17 protein-coding genes are annotated in these 16,932 nt (G+C 45.1%); 2 read left to right on the forward strand and 15 right to left on the reverse strand.

The genetic code is table 11. From position 1 onward, the window contains the following. Positions 1–11: 11 nt before the first annotated feature. On the forward strand, positions 12–1,259 hold the full coding sequence (locus BLP63_RS13035) for a DUF1015 domain-containing protein (RefSeq protein WP_092592300.1): 1,248 nt from the start codon (positions 12–14) through the stop codon (positions 1,257–1,259). A gap of 61 nt (positions 1,260–1,320) precedes the next feature. On the opposite strand, the gene BLP63_RS13040 is transcribed toward BLP63_RS13035, so the two are convergent. From BLP63_RS13040 to BLP63_RS13060, 5 genes are all read right to left on the reverse strand, one after another. After that, the gene (locus BLP63_RS13040) at positions 1,321–2,763 is read right to left on the reverse strand and encodes a nicotinate phosphoribosyltransferase (RefSeq protein WP_330387162.1); all 1,443 of its coding nucleotides are present in this window, start codon (positions 2,761–2,763) and stop codon (positions 1,321–1,323) included. A 94-nt stretch (positions 2,764–2,857) separates the two neighbouring features. Then, entirely contained in the window at positions 2,858–3,955 is a 1,098-nt protein-coding gene (locus BLP63_RS13045) for a PIN domain-containing protein (RefSeq protein WP_092592302.1), read from the reverse strand. Positions 3,956–3,982: 27 nt separating this feature from the next. Further along, positions 3,983–5,083, reverse strand: coding sequence for a hypothetical protein (locus BLP63_RS13050; RefSeq protein ID WP_139159835.1), 1,101 nt, complete (start codon positions 5,081–5,083; stop codon positions 3,983–3,985). Positions 5,084–5,136: 53 nt separating this feature from the next. Further along, positions 5,137–5,913 (reverse strand): 4,5-DOPA-extradiol-dioxygenase, encoded by a 777-nt coding sequence (gene ygiD, locus BLP63_RS13055; protein ID WP_092592405.1) that lies wholly within the window; start codon positions 5,911–5,913, stop codon positions 5,137–5,139. Between the two features lie 2 nt (positions 5,914–5,915). Further along, positions 5,916–6,680 carry a pseudouridine synthase gene (locus BLP63_RS13060; RefSeq protein WP_092592306.1) on the reverse strand — a complete coding sequence of 255 codons (765 nt, stop codon included), beginning with the start codon at positions 6,678–6,680 and terminating at the stop codon, positions 5,916–5,918. A 229-nt stretch (positions 6,681–6,909) separates the two neighbouring features. Between BLP63_RS13060 and BLP63_RS13065 the strand changes: the two genes are divergently transcribed. After that, positions 6,910–7,908, forward strand: a complete 999-nt coding sequence (locus BLP63_RS13065) for an AEC family transporter (protein ID WP_092592308.1) — start codon at positions 6,910–6,912, stop codon at positions 7,906–7,908. A 175-nt stretch (positions 7,909–8,083) separates the two neighbouring features. Here BLP63_RS13065 and BLP63_RS13070 read toward each other — a convergent pair whose 3' ends face one another. The 10 genes from BLP63_RS13070 to BLP63_RS13115 form a co-directional block, all read right to left on the reverse strand. Next, positions 8,084–9,544, reverse strand: a complete 1,461-nt coding sequence (locus BLP63_RS13070; protein WP_092592310.1) for a CHAD domain-containing protein — start codon at positions 9,542–9,544, stop codon at positions 8,084–8,086. A gap of 25 nt (positions 9,545–9,569) precedes the next feature. After that, entirely contained in the window at positions 9,570–10,484 is a 915-nt protein-coding gene (locus BLP63_RS13075) for a class I SAM-dependent methyltransferase (protein WP_170829453.1), read from the reverse strand. Positions 10,485–10,531: 47 nt separating this feature from the next. Then, complete coding sequence (locus BLP63_RS13080) at positions 10,532–11,098, reverse strand: nitroreductase family protein (RefSeq protein WP_092592314.1); 567 nt, start codon at positions 11,096–11,098, stop codon at positions 10,532–10,534. Continuing rightward, on the reverse strand, positions 11,095–12,477 hold the full coding sequence (gene rlmD / locus BLP63_RS13085; protein WP_092592316.1) for a 23S rRNA (uracil(1939)-C(5))-methyltransferase RlmD: 1,383 nt from the start codon (positions 12,475–12,477) through the stop codon (positions 11,095–11,097). Before rlmD ends, BLP63_RS13080 begins: the two co-directional genes overlap by 4 nt. Before the next feature lie 136 nt (positions 12,478–12,613). Further along, positions 12,614–13,099 carry a phosphatidylglycerophosphatase A family protein gene (locus BLP63_RS13090; RefSeq protein WP_092592318.1) on the reverse strand — a complete coding sequence of 162 codons (486 nt, stop codon included), beginning with the start codon at positions 13,097–13,099 and terminating at the stop codon, positions 12,614–12,616. Positions 13,100–13,141: 42 nt separating this feature from the next. After that, on the reverse strand, positions 13,142–14,041 hold the full coding sequence (locus tag BLP63_RS13095) for an ADP-polyphosphate phosphotransferase (RefSeq protein ID WP_092592319.1): 900 nt from the start codon (positions 14,039–14,041) through the stop codon (positions 13,142–13,144). Between the two features lie 196 nt (positions 14,042–14,237). Beyond that, positions 14,238–14,666, reverse strand: coding sequence for a thioesterase family protein (locus BLP63_RS13100; protein WP_092592321.1), 429 nt, complete (start codon positions 14,664–14,666; stop codon positions 14,238–14,240). A gap of 89 nt (positions 14,667–14,755) precedes the next feature. After that, the gene (locus BLP63_RS13105) at positions 14,756–15,322 is read right to left on the reverse strand and encodes a DUF6648 family protein (RefSeq protein WP_092592323.1); all 567 of its coding nucleotides are present in this window, start codon (positions 15,320–15,322) and stop codon (positions 14,756–14,758) included. Positions 15,323–15,334: 12 nt separating this feature from the next. Then, the gene (locus BLP63_RS13110) at positions 15,335–16,030 is read right to left on the reverse strand and encodes a metallophosphoesterase (RefSeq protein ID WP_092592325.1); all 696 of its coding nucleotides are present in this window, start codon (positions 16,028–16,030) and stop codon (positions 15,335–15,337) included. A 51-nt stretch (positions 16,031–16,081) separates the two neighbouring features. After that, the gene (locus BLP63_RS13115; RefSeq protein WP_092592327.1) at positions 16,082–16,927 is read right to left on the reverse strand and encodes a GTP pyrophosphokinase; all 846 of its coding nucleotides are present in this window, start codon (positions 16,925–16,927) and stop codon (positions 16,082–16,084) included. Positions 16,928–16,932: the final 5 nt, after the last annotated feature.

Here is a 16,932-nt window from a genome sequence, read left to right on the forward strand (position 1 = left end):
GGAGGTAAATAATGGCAATTGTAAAACCCTTTAAAGCAATCCGGCCGGCGGCTGAACTCGTAGAGAAAGTTGCTTGTCTGCCGTATGATGTTATGAATACTGAAGAAGCTCGGGAAATGGCAAAAGGCAATCCACATTCCTTCCTGCACGTCGTCCGCTCTGAAATCGATCTCGCTGCAGATCAAGATCCATATGCGGATCTCGTTTATCAGACGGCAAGAAAGAATCTGGATGCTTTCGTTGAAAAAGGTTACATGAATGAAGAAGCGGCACCGCTTTTCTACATCTACAGGCAATTGATGAACGGTCGCGTTCAGACTGGTATTGTCGGATGTACTTCCATTGACGATTACCTGAATGACATCATCAAGAAGCACGAGTTCACCCGCCCTGTCAAGGAAGTAGACCGGATTCAGAACTTCAGCTTTTGCGAAGCTCACACTGAGCCGGTATTTTTAACTTACCGCAACCGTAAATCACTGAACACCATCATGAATGACTGGATCAAGTTCCATATGCCAGTTTACAACTTTACGACTGATGACGGCATCACGCATATCTTCTGGCCAATTGATGACCTCAACCTTGTCAGTGAAATTGAAAAGGAATTCGCAGACATTGATTTCCTTTATATTGCAGATGGTCATCACCGTTCTGCCTCCTCTGTCAAGGTTGGACTTAAAAAGCGCGAAGAGAATCCGGGATACGACGGCAGCGAGGAATTCAATTACTTTATGGCTGTTATCTTCCCGGATGATGATCTCTTCATAATGGATTACAACCGCGTGTTGACAGATCTGAACGGACACAGCGAAGCGGACTTCCTCACGAAAGTTGCGGAAAAGTTTGAAGTCAATGACGCACCTGTTGGTTCGCCATATAAGCCAATGGCGAAGCATACTTTCGGGATGCTTCTTGACGGAAAATGGTATGTCCTGAAAGCTAAGGACGGCATCTATGACGAAAAGGATCCTGTAGATCGCCTGGACGTCTCCATTCTCCAAAAGAATCTGCTTGAGCCGCTTCTCGGAATCCAAGATCCAAGAACGGACAAGCGCATTGACTTTGTCGGGGGCATTCGCGGACTTGAAGAACTCGAAAGACGCTGTGCGACAGACATGAAGATCGCATTTTCCATGTACCCAACAACAATGGATGATCTGCTCGACATCGCTGATGCCGGAGAGGTTATGCCGCCAAAATCAACTTGGTTTGAACCAAAATTGAGAAGCGGACTTTTCGTCCACAGCTTCAAGTAATACTTTTAAATAAAGAAAGTGGGAAGAGGTTCCTTTTAAAGGTATCCTCTCCCCACTTTTTTTATGCGCCACTCATGCTTTTTCTCAGGTGATCTCTGCAATCCCACAGCTTTTGAGACAAGTCTACATAATAACTATGCGGATTCTCAAATCTCAGAACTTCCTCCCACAGCGTACTGATCTGCGCTTTACAGAAGGCTTGAATCTCATGTAAAGACGGCGATTCATAGACTAAGACACCTTTGTTGAAAATAGGGATCAATAGCGGCTTCGCTGTGAAATTTTCAATAGTCTTTTGTTTCCAGGTCTGCTCAGGATCAAAAATAGTATACGAACCAGAATCATCTACTACCTCGTCTTTGTGTGTGATCAAATCTGAAATCGCTTTGCCGGTCGTGCGGTCAAACAACCGCCATACCTGCTTGAAGCCCGGTATTGTGGTTTTTGAAATATTTTCACTGAGCTTCATCTTTGGAATCCAGACGTCATCCTTCTTGATCGCTGAAAGCTTATAGACACCTCCAAAAACCGGCTCTGATTTCGAGGTAATCAAGCGTTCACCTACTCCAAAAGTGTCCACCATGGCGCCTTGAATGATAATGTCCCTGATAATATATTCATCCAATGAATTTGAGGCTACTATTTTGCAGTCTTGAAAGCCTGCTTCATCCAGCATTTTGCGGGATTCCTTTGACAAATAGGTGATATCGCCACTGTCTATGCGAATCCCTTTTGGTCTGAACCCCCTGGGTATGACTACTTCATTAAATACTTTGATGGCATTAGGCACACCAGATTTCAAAACATTGTAAGTATCCACAAGCAAGGTACAACTGTCTGGATAGACCTCCGCGTAGGTTTTAAAAGCTTCGTACTCCGAGTCAAACATCTGTACCCAGCTGTGAGCCATAGTTCCCATAGCGGGGATGCCAAAAGTCTGTTCGACAACTGTACAAGAGGTGCCAATACATCCGCCTATAAAGGCTGCCCTTGCGCCCAAAACTGCACCATCATAGCCATGTGCACGTCTGGATCCAAATTCCATTACGGACCTTCCGAGAGCCGCTCTGACGATCCTGTTAGCCTTGGTGGCAATCAAGCACTGATGATTTAAGGTTAATAAAACGACCGTCTCTATCAGCTGCGCTTGGATGACCGGTCCCGTCACAACAAATATTGGCTCATTCGGAAATATTGGTGTGCCTTCAGGCATTGCCCATACATCACAGGAAAACTTGAAATTTTCAAGATAATTATAGAATTGTTCGTCAAAATCTGCCTTCTGTCTCAGAAAATCAATGTCCTCTTTTTCAAATTTCAAATCTCTGAGATACCGAATGATCTGATCCAGTCCCGCCATGATGGCAAACCCGCCATCATCCGGCACTTTCCTGAAAAACATATCAAAGCAAACAATTTGATCCATTTTTCCCGACAGCATATAACCATTTCCCATAGTTAACTCATAGAAATCCGTCAACATAGCCAGTTTATCGACTTTCAAGCTGCAGCCTCCCCCTGGCACAATTTAACAATTGCGCCTTAATGATGTTATAAACGACACCTTATAAGCATTTTACCTATTTTTCCAACTTCGGTCAATTGACCTCTGTCTTTTCTGCTTCCGAAGCTTCTTCTCCAGCTTGAACGTTTGTTTCTGATGCTGACTTTGAAGATCCGTTCTTCTTTCTCGGTCTGCCCGGCCGTCGCTTTTTCTTTTCAACAGGCTTGTCTGTCTCTGCAGCAACCTCTGGATTCCCCACGTTCTCCGCCCCAACCTCAGCCGCTTGTTCTTCTGCAGGCAATTTTGGCTCTGCCGCATTCTCTTCTGCGTCAGCTTTATGCTTCTCTTCCGCCGGCTTTTTCCTGCGTCCGCGTGGTTTCTTCTTCACCTCTGCTGTTGCTTTTTCGGTTTCAACCACTTCGGATTGGTCGCTTTCCTTTGGTAACACAGCTGGACTTGGCGCTTCTAACACAGCCTCTGGCGTTAAATCTGCCTGTAGATCAGCAGTATCTGGTGCCTCATCACACGCAGTCTCTATGACAGGCAGCGTCTTCTGATACTGCTTGTGAAGTGCCTTGAGCTTGCTGTAAATCTGATGGTTGCCTCTTTTCCCAAAAGACTTTGCCAAACGGTCGTGCAAGATTGCCAGAGTATGTGCTTCCCTGAAAATCCTGTCAATTTTCGAAAGTTCAGCCTCCGTCAATTTTAAACCTTCAAGACTCTTTATGACAGACTCAGCGTATTCCCACTCAGGACTATTGTGCGTCTCCTTTAAGCTTTCCTCACAGTTTTCAATAAGCTGGCCAATCTTTGCTATAGTTTCGAATTGAGAAATTTCAACGCCCCGCTTTGAAAAAACAGTCACGACGTTTTCATAACCACGGTCCTTACTGATGATCACAAACCGCGGCGCCAGTTTCTCATTTGCTTGCCGGCCTATCTGATAGCCTACTTCAGCGATCAGCTGAAAATCGAGATTGTTTTTCCCGGTGCCTATGGTGTGAATGATATTCAGTTCGCAATTCTTGCGAAGCAAGGTATCAAGTACAACCAAACTTATTTTATGAGAAACGCTGCTGATGAAAATAGTGACAGCATCTCCAACCCCCAAGGCTTCGACGCCTTCAAAGCCAGACTCGTGAACATTTTCATAGTCAATAAAACAATGTGTTTTTCTTTTTTCTCGGTTCATACCTTTCAGCGCTCCTAATTCTATGGTTTATGACGGTTCAGAAGGATGGCCATCAGAACGCGTCTTCCTCCGTCTGTATAAATAGAGTGCGGCGGCGAGGATTATGAGCAGGACCACGACTATCGGCAAAAAAAAGATCATCATGAAGGCCATGCCATAGGAAGGTTTGATAATATTGAGTCCCAAAACCGCCAGACTGGCAACAACAAGTGCAACCGCTGCTTTTTTTCTCCTGCGCATCATGAGGGCTACTGCAAAACCCACTGCAGCAAGAGGCCAGGTCCACTGGAACAATATTGCTCTGGAATTTAGACCCAGCAGAAGCTGATCTTTGTCGATCAAACTCAAGTAAAAATCCTCGCTGCTTATGACATAATCCTTCAATAAGTAACGACCGCCGCCCGCGGACTCCAGCGGCAAGTTGGCATCAGCCTCCCAGTTTTCAGGCACTTTAAGTTCCAGGTCAAGTACGGCGTCCCCATCAAAGAAACTGGCTGGTGACAGCGCATAAAACAAGGTCCTGTACGGCGTGAAATAATCCGAGTCGTTGAGATAGCCACTCACTGCTTCATAAGCCACCTCGACTTCTGTCGTTTCCCGAGGGCCTAATGTCAGAACCCATTCGGTAATTCTTGCCGGGCTTCCCGTATCGCCATAGTAGGTTATTTGATCCTCGAGTGGCTTATTATACGGCGTCTCAAAAGTTGGGGAAGGATCGAAATGCCAATTGGTCAACTGATATTTTTCAGCGGGTATATCAACAAAAGGAAGTGTTTCCCCAGCTTGGGATACTTTAAAGCTCTGAGCTTCATAGTTGCCGCTCATGAACCAAAGGTTCAAGGTCTTATTTTCTTCAGCTGGATTTTCAAAGGTGTACAGTACTGTTATCGCAGCACTCAGCGTCACAGGATTCCATTCCATTGTGATGGTTTCACGAATCAGCTCAACCCCTGGATTTTCCTGGAATACCACTTGGCTACGGTCAGGAAGAATTCGGGGTGCTGCGCTATTCGCGAATACAGAGCCAGGCGCTGATGAAACAGTCAGTTGAAAACTCACCATAGCCACAAGCAACGCTAAGCACCTCACCCAAATAGGGCTTGTGCCTGGCTTTAGAAACACACGCAAGGAATTCACTCTCCTTTGTAAGGCAAACTTCAAGAAAAATCCAAAACTAAACTTTAACCTCTACTTTGTTGTTTTTGAAAAACGTAGCTTGTCATAGAGACGGATCCCATGACGCACGCCTCGTTAAAAACCGTCAGCTCGTCGTCCTCCCTGCTCGCGCCAAGGACGTAGAGCAACGGATCGTAATGTTCACGGGTTTCAAATGCCAATTCAGCACATGGCCCCGCCATTTTGTGGTTCAACACCGCATCCAACTGCCCCTCTTCAATATGACTTCGAATGTAACCATCAAATTCATAGGCCCAATCAAAGCCATTTGGCATGTCCATACGAACGCGCCTGAGATTATGGACGACATTGCCACTGCCCAGGATCATAACCCCTTCATCTCTGAGGCGGGACAAAGCGCGCCCTATTTTAAGGTGATTTTCCGGGGCTGTATTTGCATCTATGCTGAGCTGAAGCACTGGAATGTCACGCTCAGGATACATGACATGAAGCACTGACCAAGTCCCGTGATCCAGTCCCCAGCTGTTGTCTTCCACAACCGGAACTGGAATCATTTTCCTTATTTTATCGCTGGTATCAGGGGCGCCTGGCGCGTCATAGACAATTTGATAAAGCGCTGCCGGAAATCCATACATGTCATGAATCGTTCTGGGCGCTGGCTCGCTGCTGATTCTAGTGCCCCGGGTATACCAATGCGCGGAAACAGAAAGTATGACAGTGGGACGCGGCAAGGTTCCGGCTATATGGCGCCAGCCTTTTGTAAATGCGTTGTCTTCTATTGCATTCATAGGCGATCCGTGGCCTATGAATAATGCGGGCATTCTCACTTTTTCCTGCCTCCCTTGTGTTTCGCTGCATCTGACTTCGTTGCCCCAGGGGCTGATAGCTGCCCATGCCTGAGCTCGGCAATTTCTTCCTTAGTCAGCGGGCGCCATTGTCCAACGCGTAGGTCCCCAAGGCGCAGCGACATGATTCGGGTGCGTTTCAGCTTGATCACCTCGTAACCCATGGCTTCACACATCCTCCTAATCTGCCGGTTCAGTCCCTGAGACAAAACTATACGAAAGCCATATTCAGAGACCCTGACAACTTTGCAGGGCTTTGTTTTGGTATGCTGTTTTCTGACAGGATTGTAAATCCTAATCCCGTTAGACATGGCTTTAACAAACTCCGGTGTCACAGGACGATTGACTTGAACAAGATACTCTTTTTCATGGGCATTTTCTTCCCTGAGCACCTCATTAACGATCCCGCCGTCATTGGTTAAGATGATCAGCCCTTCTGAATCTTTGTCCAATCTCCCCACCGGAAAGATCCTGTAAGGGTGATTGACAAAATCAATAATGTTTCCTTTGATATGTCTCTCAGTAGTACACGTGATCCCCACTGGTTTATTCAGGGCTATATAGACGTTTGGAACGCGTTTCTTGATATGCCGGCCTTCTACCTCAACGTGGTCTTCTTCGCTTACCTGTGTGCCCACGCCGGCAAGCACGCCGTTGACTTTCACTTTTCCTTCAAGGATAAGGCGGTCGGCTTCCCTTCTGGAGCATATTCCCGTACTGCTGATAAAAACATTTAGTCTCATTTAAAGTCACTCCATACCTACGAAAGCTTTTCAGCAAATCCTATGAATGATTCCCAAAAGGTTGCTTTTATACGTTTTTATTTCTAAAATAGAATAAGGCGTCAATTAGAGCATTCCCCGGACATTGATCTTCTGGTATTGATCTTCTCCCGAACTTATAGAAAGAGGTCGTTCAATTGCCCAAATATTCAAACACGCTAAAATTTTCCTGCGAAACGAGATCTGCTTCATGAATAAATTCCTGCTTTCCATCAGCATTATCTTTTTAGGTCTTTTAACGGGCCAAATCGCAAAACGTCTGCTTCTAAACAAAACAGCCGGGTGGGAGGACGCCAAAGCTTCACACTATCTTGCACACGCTGAAACCACTGTCAAAAAGATGCAGCTGTTTGCAATGTTTGGTTTAAACCCCATAGTGACCTTTGGTGCTTTCTGGGTCGTCCGGCTGGACGACCTTCGCTATGCCGCGCTTCCGCTTATTGGCGCTGCCGCCATCATTTCTGGAGGTGGCCTCGCTTATGTGGTCTCAAGAGTTATGGGCCACTCAAAATATCAAACCGGCGCATTCTTTTGTTCTGGCGCGTTCTCAAACCTCGGAAGCTTTGGAAGTCTCTTTTGCTTTATCTTTCTGGGAGAAGCCAGCTACGCCTTAGCCTCAATGTATCGTTTGCTGGAGGAATTCCTTTATCTGTTGGTTGGCTATCCAATCGCTAAGCTGCACGGTAAAGCTTCTGAGAAAGACCATGAGCAATCACCACTCCTGCGCATTCTGAAGGATCCCGTATTTCAGATTTATATCACCAGTATCTCAGCCGGTCTGATCCTGAACTTTTCCGGCATGCATCGCCCAGCGTTTTTTTCACCCATGAGCGCAGCTATCATTCCATTTTCGTCCTTTTTGTTAGTGACTTCTATAGGCTACCGGTTAAAATTCAGTGCTGTCAGACTTTATCTTAAAGAATGTATCGCGATTTCAGGCGTAAAATTTGCCGCCGTTCCGGCAATTGCAATGATCCTTTCCTTCGCCATAGGGCTGAATGACCTACAGGATGGACTGGTCGTGAAAGTCATCCTGATTATGTCTTCCATGCCGCCAGCCTTTCATTCTCTGATTCCTCCACAGCTTTATGGACTGGATGCAGATATGGCAAATTCCATCTGGCTTTTTTGTACTGGAATGCTGATTTTGGTGCTGCCTGTTCTCTACTTCCTTCAAGGCCTGATTTAAGAAATAGTGAAGCTATCCGTTACAGAGATACGGTGCAGCCAACCAAGCTTTGCTGCAAGACAACTAAAGTCATTGCAAGGAATGAGACCGCTTATGACAAGCGGTCTCATTTAATTTTCATCTATTGGCGCTTGACCAAAGTCTTTGAACCCCTGTAGCTCAGCAGAAACAGTCTCTATTTCTGTTTACATCCCTCAGAAAGGTACTTCGAAATTTCTGCAGCGAGATGGCTGTGAACTTCAGCGAGCGCTTCACGCAGATCATCCCCTTGCAGGTTTCGAAATGCGAGATAGGCTTCCTGAGCGTCATCCAAGTCACTCAACGCGCCCGCAAACCCTGTTGCCATCTCCTTGCCCGCCTTATCCATAAGCGCTTTGGAAACCGCCACGTCATGAAGAGCACCAGCCAGCGTCTGATAAGCTTCAAGAACTTTTAATAACGCATGTGGCTCTTGTTCTACAAGGCCGCTCGATGCCCTAAGCACATACCTTATTTTTTTGACGGCAATCCGGCTCCTATGAACTGAACCCTCATCCTCAAAATCGCACCTTCCAAAGTCACTTAACCAGCGGTCCATGAGACGGTGTAATCGCTTCATCACAAAGACGTCGAGAGGTGCTTTCGCGCTGGCCTTCTTAAGCTTCGCCTTTTTCATGACCAGAAAGCATTCTTCGAGCGGCTTAATCCAACCATTTCCAAGTTCACGTAAAGCGTTGTCCCCTGCCCATTGTTCCAGATAAACCTTCCGTGCAGCTGCCCAATTCAGATGTTTGTCATCCTTCTCACCCTGGCTGCCGCCTTTGTTGCTTTGTGGAATGAGCTGAGACGTATAGACCTTCAAAGCCTCCAGCTCAACCGCGTGTTCCCTGGCAGTTTCAAAGATGTGCAGGACTTCCGTCAAATGATTCTGGATCCTTCGATAATCCTTGGCTTTGATCAGAGGCTTAAAAAGATACTGAATCGCTTTGATCTGCCTTATATAAACTCTGATGTCATGAACCAGCACCTGATCCAACATGCGGTCCTGATGAAGCGCAACCCAAGCACTTGCCTGTGACACGGCCCTCAAGTACCCTTGGCGGATTGTACCATCCTTGGATGAGAGCATCAAAGGATGGCCAGCGTTTTTCAAAGTTAAAGACTTAAGCTCATCTATGACTTTAGAGGCACGCAGGCCCCACGAAGGCTTCAGAAGGACTGGATCACCCTCAAGGAAGCGGTGAAAGACATCTGCATCTTTTAGAAGCTCATCATATGGCCCGTGATCTTTACCTTTGGAAGAATGATGCCGGACAGCGCTGACAACGCATGAATGCAACTCTTTTGGCAGCAGCTTGTTTTCATTAAGAAAGGCAGCGACAGACACAGCCCCGGTTTCAGCGTGATGCACCAGGCTGCCATTTGGCCTTAGTCGGCCTGCATCATGCAGCAAACCAATGATCTCTGCTATTTGTGGATCCAATCCACGGCCAGGAGCCAATAAGGCCATCAACGACGCTACTGTGCGAACATGAAAAAGCTCTTCCGCAATAGTCTGCAGACAGATTGGATTCCTCTTGTGCCAGCCCTCGAAAACCCAGTTTTCAATCACTTGCGTTAAACATGAATTCTCGCCTGTGAAAGCCGCGTCTTTCATAACATCATCCCTTAAATTATGGGCTTCAGCGATACCTCGATGGTACAAACTGAATCTTTCTCACCAGCCAGGTAATCCCTTGGAGTGGTACATCTGGCGCCACTTGGTTGCCCTCCTGCGCCTTAATAAACGCTTCAAAGAGCGCTTTCTTTTCCGGATGCTTCTGCATAAGCTCCTCCGCGCGACCTCGAATAAGCTCTTTCTGCGCTTCATTGAAGGCAAAAAGCGCTTTGCCTTCCGTAACAATAGTTGCTACGACCTCCAGCCCCTCTGCCCTGAAAAGCGCCAGCCACTCTTCGTAAGTTAAATAAGGTGCTTCCAACACCTCAGGCGGAAACTCAGGGATCTCGTCAATGGATTTCTTAGCCGAACCGCACTTAGAACCTGCGACTTCTGACATCTTCAGCGTTTCAACGCCTGCTGCATTATTTTCTTCGTTGATTTTATAAGCATCATTGATCAACAAATAACCGCTTTCTTTGATGACATGCCGAATCATTCGGATTGTCTCTGCTGGCGTTCCCAAAACGTCCATAATGGCATCCAGAATCGCGACGTCGTAATTTCTTTCAGTCAGAACCGCTTCATTTATGTCACCAACGGCAAATTCACAGAGTGCTTCGACATCGTTTGCCTGTGCATGTTTTTCGGCCGCGTCTATAAACTCTGGGATAATATCAATGCCCTTGACATGACAGCCCAATGTGCGGGCAAGATAAACCGGCGCCGCGCCTTTCGCGCACCCCATATCGATCATCTGAAGTTTGTGCGGAGATGGCAAATACGCCTCAATCAATGCTCTCATGTCCTCCGGCGATGAACCAAGGTCCCATATATCCACCAGCAGCTCCGGCAAATATGGAATAAGTTCCGGCGTCTGAGCGGTCAGCGACTTGGCCAGTTTTTCTGCGACTTCATCCTTGTAGGTTTTCTGATACATTGCCATCACCTCCTCAAATTGTTGGTAATCCTATAATAAGTTTTCCATTAGAAAACATAATTCACCGTACCTTCACGACGGTCCATAGCCTTTGGCAATGGGCCTTCCGGATAACCAATAGACAAAGCTGAGCAAACGACATTTCCCTTGGGAACCCCAAGCGCACTCATAGCTTCCCTTACCTCAGGCTCCTCCCTCAGACGCGTCAAAACATGGACCCAGCAGCTCCCCAAACCCAGGGCATGCGCAGCCAGCATCATATTCCCTGCTGCGAGCGCAGCGTCAGAAACCGGAGACAAAGAAATTGAATTCGCAGCGTTGCTGATAATTACCAGCACTGGCGCGCCATAAAAATAATTAAAATCTGAAAGAGCGCCCATTTTCTTCAGATAGGGGTCCTCTGATCTGTTCAGCGCATTATAAACAGTCTCTTCCAGCGCCTCAAGCTTCTCTCGGTTCTGGATTACACTGAAGTGCCAGCTTTGAGCATTCATACCACTTGGAGCATATTGACCTGCTTCAATGATCTGACTCAGGATTTCTTGCCGAACAGGCGCCTCCGAATATTTTCTGATGCTCCTTCGGTTTAAAATTGCTTCAATGACAGTGTTCATTCCATATTTCCTCCCCGACGTTTGAGCCAGCAAATGGTTTCGCAATGACCAGTATGTGGAAACATATCAACACCCGTCACTTTGACAGGCTGATATCCTGATTGAGACATTACAGACAGATTTTCCACAAGCGTTTTTGGATTGCAAGAGATATATAGTATTTCAGGTGCCCCAAAGGCGATTATTTTTTCAAGAGCTTTTGGAGCAATTCCCATCCGAGGTGGGTCCACCACTATGACATCAGGTTTATGGCCTTCATAATGATCCAATATTTCGAGCACATCCCCAACGCGGAATTCACAGCGGGACAACTGATTCTCCGCGGCATTCGCGATAGCTGCTTCAACAGCGTCCGCAACAATTTCGACGCCCACGACACGTTCTGCACGCTGAGCTAATAGCTGAGCTATTGTTCCCGTTCCACTGAATAAGTCGAAAACATATTTACCCTGAATATCCTCCAACCCATCAAACGCGGTTTGATACAAGCGCTCGGCACCTAAAGTGTTGGTTTGGAAAAATGAATATAAGGAAACTCGAAATTTCAAACCCAAGATCTCATCAAAATAATGGTCCCGTCCAAACAAAACAACCGGCTCTCCGTTAACCGCATCCGCTTTGCCGGGGTTTTCAACGTACAGAATTCCAACGATCTCATCTTGAAGCTCCAGCCCGAGCAGCACATCAACAAACACTTTCAAGTCCTCTGGTCTTGCGCCCACAGCAGACAGGGCAACTAAAATTTCTCCTGTTTTCTCACCCTTGCGTACGACGAGGTGCCTTAACACGCCCTCGTGGCTAAACTTACTGTAATGATCCACCCCAAGTCTCTTAAAGAGATTTAGCGCAGCCTCCAGAATATCCGTAAAGTCGCTGTCACAAATCTGACATTGATTCGTCGTTATGACAGAGCCAAATTGACCTTTCTTGTGAAGTCCAAGATTGGTTTCTCCCCCTTTGACTGCATTTCCAAAAGTGAATTCCATCTTGTTCCTATAAGCCAGCCGTTTTGGACTTGGAAGGACTCCGGTGAAGTCAATGCTTTCAAAAACCTCTGGGGAGAGCGACGCTTCAAGAAGTCCTCCTATCCAGTCCTTTTTCATTTCAACCTGAGTGTCATAGGGCAGCGTCTGAAGCGAACACCCGCCACATTCGCCATAATGACTGCAGAATGATGCTTTTTCAACTTCTGACTTTTCGAGGACACTCAAAAGCTTTCCTTCTGCGTGAAGTTTTCTGTTGCGCGAAATTCTAACTTCAACCTTTTGACCTTTCAAAGCACCTTTTACATAAACAGGCTTTTGATCAATGTATCCAATACCCTCCTGCAGATTTTCCATTTCTTCAATTGTCAAATTAACGATTTGATTTTTCTTCATGCTTAAGCCCTTTCATAGCATCGATTCTTCGAAGCTGTCTGAGTTACTTACTCTACATTATAACGCAAAACCCGCCATCAGAACAGCACCTGCAGCGGGCTCTTTGCGCATGAAGCAGAGCGCCCTCAAAAGCCTCCTATTCTGAATGGGCAATCCTGCTGGCAGCTGCGGCTGCGATCGCGGCTGCCAAATCATCCATAAAAGTATGGACACGGGTGCCTTTCATCTCGTCCAACTCTTTAATAATGCCTATTTTTTCTTTATCCAAATAACCATAATTGGTAAGTCCTATAGTTCCATACAGATTAGATATTGACAGTGGCAGGATCTCGTCAATCCCATATAACGGTTCATCTGATTCAACGATCTGCTGAAGGGGCTCAGGCAGAAGTCTTTTCTCAGCGAGCTCGTCCAGTGCAACCCCTGTAATAATCGCATGCGCGACTTCCCTTTTGTTCAGCACGGCATCAACACTCTCTATGCAGTCGTCCAAGGTCAGATCATCATTATATTTTTTTTGAAGATGCATGACTAATATTGCAATATCTTCAAGTTTTACGCCACGCCTGATCAATGTGTCCTTTGCGACAGTATAGAGTGCCTCCATTGAAATTCTTGACATATTTCCACCTTTACCTCTCTTTTAGCTTTCACTTCAGGTTATTTATGCTTTCTTAAACTGAGCTTGCTGCAATTCCGCCTCAAGCTCGCTCTTGATTTTCATCAGTTCTTCTCTATGACTGTCTGAGACTTCTGGATAACGAAGCTCCATTTCATCAAATGCTTCAAGTATTATTTGAGAAATGATCAAACGCGCATTCTTTTTATCATCCGCCGGTATAATGAACCAAGGCGCATTTTTTTTGCTGGTCGACGCCAGGCAGTCTTCATAAGCCTTCATGTAGTCATTCCAATATTTCCGTTCTTCAATATCTCCAAGACTCATCTTCCAGTTCTTTTCAGGCTCTTCAATCCTGTCCAGAAATCTTTGCGCCTGTTCTTCCGGTGAAACGTGAAGGAAAAACTTTATAACCCTTGTCCCATTTCTGACGAGATGTCTTTCAAAATCAACTATGGACTCATATCTTTTATCCCATAAGCCATGTCCATTCTCAATTTCTTTTGGCAGTTTTTGTGGCACTAAAATTTCCGGATGCACCTTAGCCACCAGCACCTCTTCGTAATAAGATCGGTTAAAAATTCCAATTCTACCGCGTTCAGGCAATCGACATGTGGTCCGCCATAAGAAATCGTGGTCCAGCTCCTCCGCACTGGGCTGTTTAAAGCTGAAAACCTGACAGCCTTGAGGGTTGATTCCGGACATGACGTGTTTAATCGCGCCATCTTTTCCCGCCGCATCCATGGCTTGAAAAATTAAAAGGAGCGAATATCTGTCATGAGCATAAAACATATTTTGATCTTCCGTCATATTTTTTTTATATGCTTTCAGCTGCTCTTTATAATCTTTTTTTGAGTCATAAAAAGCCTTGACTTTAGTTGGCCAATCCTTAAGTTGAATCTTTTGACCTTCTTCGACTAGAAAATTCGTTGTTTCAATTTTCACTCTGGTCCCTCCTCATTTACTCCAGTTGAACCCTCTACAGAGCTTCTCTTCATGTTTACCCAGTCATTAGGCCGTTTAGTCAACAAATGGATCGTCCAACGAAATTGATGCGACTGTTCATGAAGACCGAAAAAGCCTTCCACCTGAAAAGAGGTGGAAGGCTAAGGTCTATGCTTAATAAACTGTGGGAGTCGAATCAGACATTGACACCAATTTGATTTGAAACCGCTTCTTCTGCAGCTTTTTCCATAAGTCTTGTCTTGTTGACAACAAACCGATCAAGCTTACCGTGTCCTATAACGCCTTCTTCGTCAAAAGCTTCCATCTCAAGTTGAATATAATTGCTTTCCTGATTGACTACAGAAACTTTGATTGTCACCGTTTCGCCAAGGACAGTAGGTTTTTCGTGTGTGATTGACAGCGACTTGCCCACGGAAACATAGCCTTCTGGAAGCCGGCTGTCAACCAGCCTCGTTGCTGCCTCTATCATCAGTGCTACGAGACTAGGGGTTGCCAGCAATGTGTCAAGGGCACCTGAACCATAATGTACAGCAGTATCATCCTCTGTGACAATTTTTTGGATAGTGAGAAATTCTCCAGGTTCAAATACAGGAACATTGATCATATTAATACCTCCTCTTTCGACTCCTATTGTATAGATAACCAAAAGTAGAGTTCTTACACATTTTTTCAATTTTGAAATTTAGAGTTTACTTAATATTTTGTATTTACATAATCATCAATCAGTGATTTTTTTGCATCTTCAGCAAAACAGCCCTGAAGTGTCAGCTTTCGCTGAATTCTAACATCCATGGAATGTAGAATAGCCAGAGGTCGATCCGTAAAAACTATTTCAAAAAGCTTTCCCGTCAAACGTTCAGAGCGCATTTCCAAATAATAAGCTTCAACATTTTTGTATGAGACAATTTCCAGAAGTGCCAAAGTTGCCTGGTCTTTCAAAAGATAATGCTCATCCATCTTCTTTTCATAAGCTTTAATTTCAGCATAAGTCGCTGTATAGCTTTCATCCATAAGCATTTTGTAATATTTTGCATAAGTATTATGATATTGATAATTCATCATGCCTTCTTCAAATGTTTTTATAGGTAGCCTGAAGGGCTTAAGCGCCCTTACTTCAAAATAGTCATGGCACTGCTCCAAGTAAAATCTCTTGGTAATCTCTCCTGATGCCAATCTTCGAATCAGCAATGTCCTATGCGTAAAAAAGCTTTCAAGAAAGTCAGCAACAGTGCTGTTGTTATGTTCATTTGTGCTTCTCATTAAATCTCCTTGTTATTCTGATTCAAGGCAAAGTGGGACGAATTTTCTATAATCCGCCGAGACCAGTTGATATTCAACACCATTCAAGCATCCTGACAGCCCTGCCTTAAAGCCAAACTCAGTATGCAGATGACCGAAGACAACTTTTTCAACACCGTAGCGCTCAAAGAGCTCTGTAAAGCCGCTCGGTTCCAGTTTTTCATTTGTAGGCGCATAATGCATGACACCAATTAATTTTCTGTAGCCATCCAGTTTCGCCTGTTTTAAGCTGTTTTCCAATCTGAGGAGCTCTCTCTGATAAACGACATCATCTTTTGCTGTAAAGCCACTGCTTCCCGGGCAAAGCCAGCCTCTTGTGCCACAAATGGCGCTCTCCGAATAAACCTGATAGTTATTATATAGAAATTTAAAATTAGGCCAGCGTGCCTGCATTTTTTTTAGAGAAGCCCACCAGTAATCATGGTTTCCCTTTAACACAATCTTTTGTCCCGGCAAACGATCCAGGAACGCAAAATCCTCATCCGCCTCTTCGAGACGCATTGCCCACGAAATATCCCCTGCCAAAATAATGACATCCTCAGGCTTGACTGTACTCGTCCAGTTTGTTTTAATTTTTTCTACATAATCCGTCCACGCACCACCAAAAACATCCATAGGTTTTTCTACAGACAAACTTAAGTGCGTGTCTCCAATGGCATAAAGCGCCACAAAATCACCCCGTGACATTCAATTAATTTGCAGGGCGAATTGAAAGCGTTGCTAAACATTCGACGTCCCCGCTGCATGATCACGATCAGCATTTTCAAACATTTTGTATCGCGGAAGTGTCAGTTTAATTTCGTGCAACAGCTCTTCAAGTTCTTGTTCACTGCTATTTTCCCATAATAGGTCAAATCTTTCCTGAAATTCGAAGGCCTCTGCTTTTCTTCCAAGCGAGATCAGGACTTCCAAATTCTCCATGATATCGCTGACCAAATTTGATTTTTGCTCAAACATGAGCTGAGCACGTATAATTTCATTGCGGATATCACTCATTTCAAGATCGAGCATTGAAGCCGCATCTGCCGTCTTTTTCAATCTCTCTTTGATATCCAAAGGCAGCTTGTCCTGATACTTGTAGTTTAGAGAATGTTCAATTGTCGCCCAAAAATTCATGGCCAGAGTCCTGATTTGGAGCTCCGCCAGTACTTCCTTTGTTCCAAAAGCGGTTTGCACCGGATATCTGATAATAATATGATAGCTTTTGTAGCCGCTGTCTTTTGGATTTCCAATATAATCCTTTTCATAAACAATACTCAGATCTTTGCCGTCTCTTGCACGAATCAAATCAACGACTTTATAGATGTCGTCAATAAATTGACACATAACCCTGATCCCTGCTATGTCTTCCATTTCATCAATATTTTCCTCTGGTATGTTGTAACGCTTACATTTCTCAAGAATACTTGAAATGCGTTTGACCCTGCCTGTAATAAACTCGATAGGCGAATACTCGTTCATATCCCGGTATTCTTTTCTGATGGCTTTAAATTTAACCTTGAGCTCTTCAACGGCTTGCTCATAAGGGATCATGACTTGTTTCCATTCTCTTACTTTATGTTCCATGGTGA

The sequence above is a fragment of the Acidaminobacter hydrogenoformans DSM 2784 genome (assembly GCF_900103005.1).
In the GTDB taxonomy this organism is placed as follows: Bacteria; Bacillota; Clostridia; order Peptostreptococcales; family Acidaminobacteraceae; genus Acidaminobacter; species Acidaminobacter hydrogenoformans.

Coding starts and splice junctions, on each gene's coding strand:
- BLP63_RS13080 (WP_092592314.1), bottom strand. CDS start 11,098: ATGAACACTGTCATTGAAGCAATTTTAAACCGAAGGAGCATCAGAAAA.
- ygiD (WP_092592405.1), bottom strand. CDS start 5,913: ATGCCCGCATTATTCATAGGCCACGGATCGCCTATGAATGCAATAGAA.
- BLP63_RS13060 (WP_092592306.1), bottom strand. CDS start 6,680: ATGAGACTAAATGTTTTTATCAGCAGTACGGGAATATGCTCCAGAAGG.
- rlmD (WP_092592316.1), bottom strand. CDS start 12,477: ATGAAGAAAAATCAAATCGTTAATTTGACAATTGAAGAAATGGAAAAT.
- BLP63_RS13100 (WP_092592321.1), bottom strand. CDS start 14,666: ATGATCAATGTTCCTGTATTTGAACCTGGAGAATTTCTCACTATCCAA.
- BLP63_RS13105 (WP_092592323.1), bottom strand. CDS start 15,322: ATGAGAAGCACAAATGAACATAACAACAGCACTGTTGCTGACTTTCTT.
- BLP63_RS13115 (WP_092592327.1), bottom strand. CDS start 16,927: ATGGAACATAAAGTAAGAGAATGGAAACAAGTCATGATCCCTTATGAG.
- BLP63_RS13075 (WP_170829453.1), bottom strand. CDS start 10,484: ATGTATCAGAAAACCTACAAGGATGAAGTCGCAGAAAAACTGGCCAAG.
- BLP63_RS13045 (WP_092592302.1), bottom strand. CDS start 3,955: ATGAACCGAGAAAAAAGAAAAACACATTGTTTTATTGACTATGAAAAT.
- BLP63_RS13065 (WP_092592308.1), top strand. CDS start 6,910: ATGAATAAATTCCTGCTTTCCATCAGCATTATCTTTTTAGGTCTTTTA.
- BLP63_RS13090 (WP_092592318.1), bottom strand. CDS start 13,099: ATGTCAAGAATTTCAATGGAGGCACTCTATACTGTCGCAAAGGACACA.
- BLP63_RS13070 (WP_092592310.1), bottom strand. CDS start 9,544: ATGAAAGACGCGGCTTTCACAGGCGAGAATTCATGTTTAACGCAAGTG.
- BLP63_RS13035 (WP_092592300.1), top strand. CDS start 12: ATGGCAATTGTAAAACCCTTTAAAGCAATCCGGCCGGCGGCTGAACTC.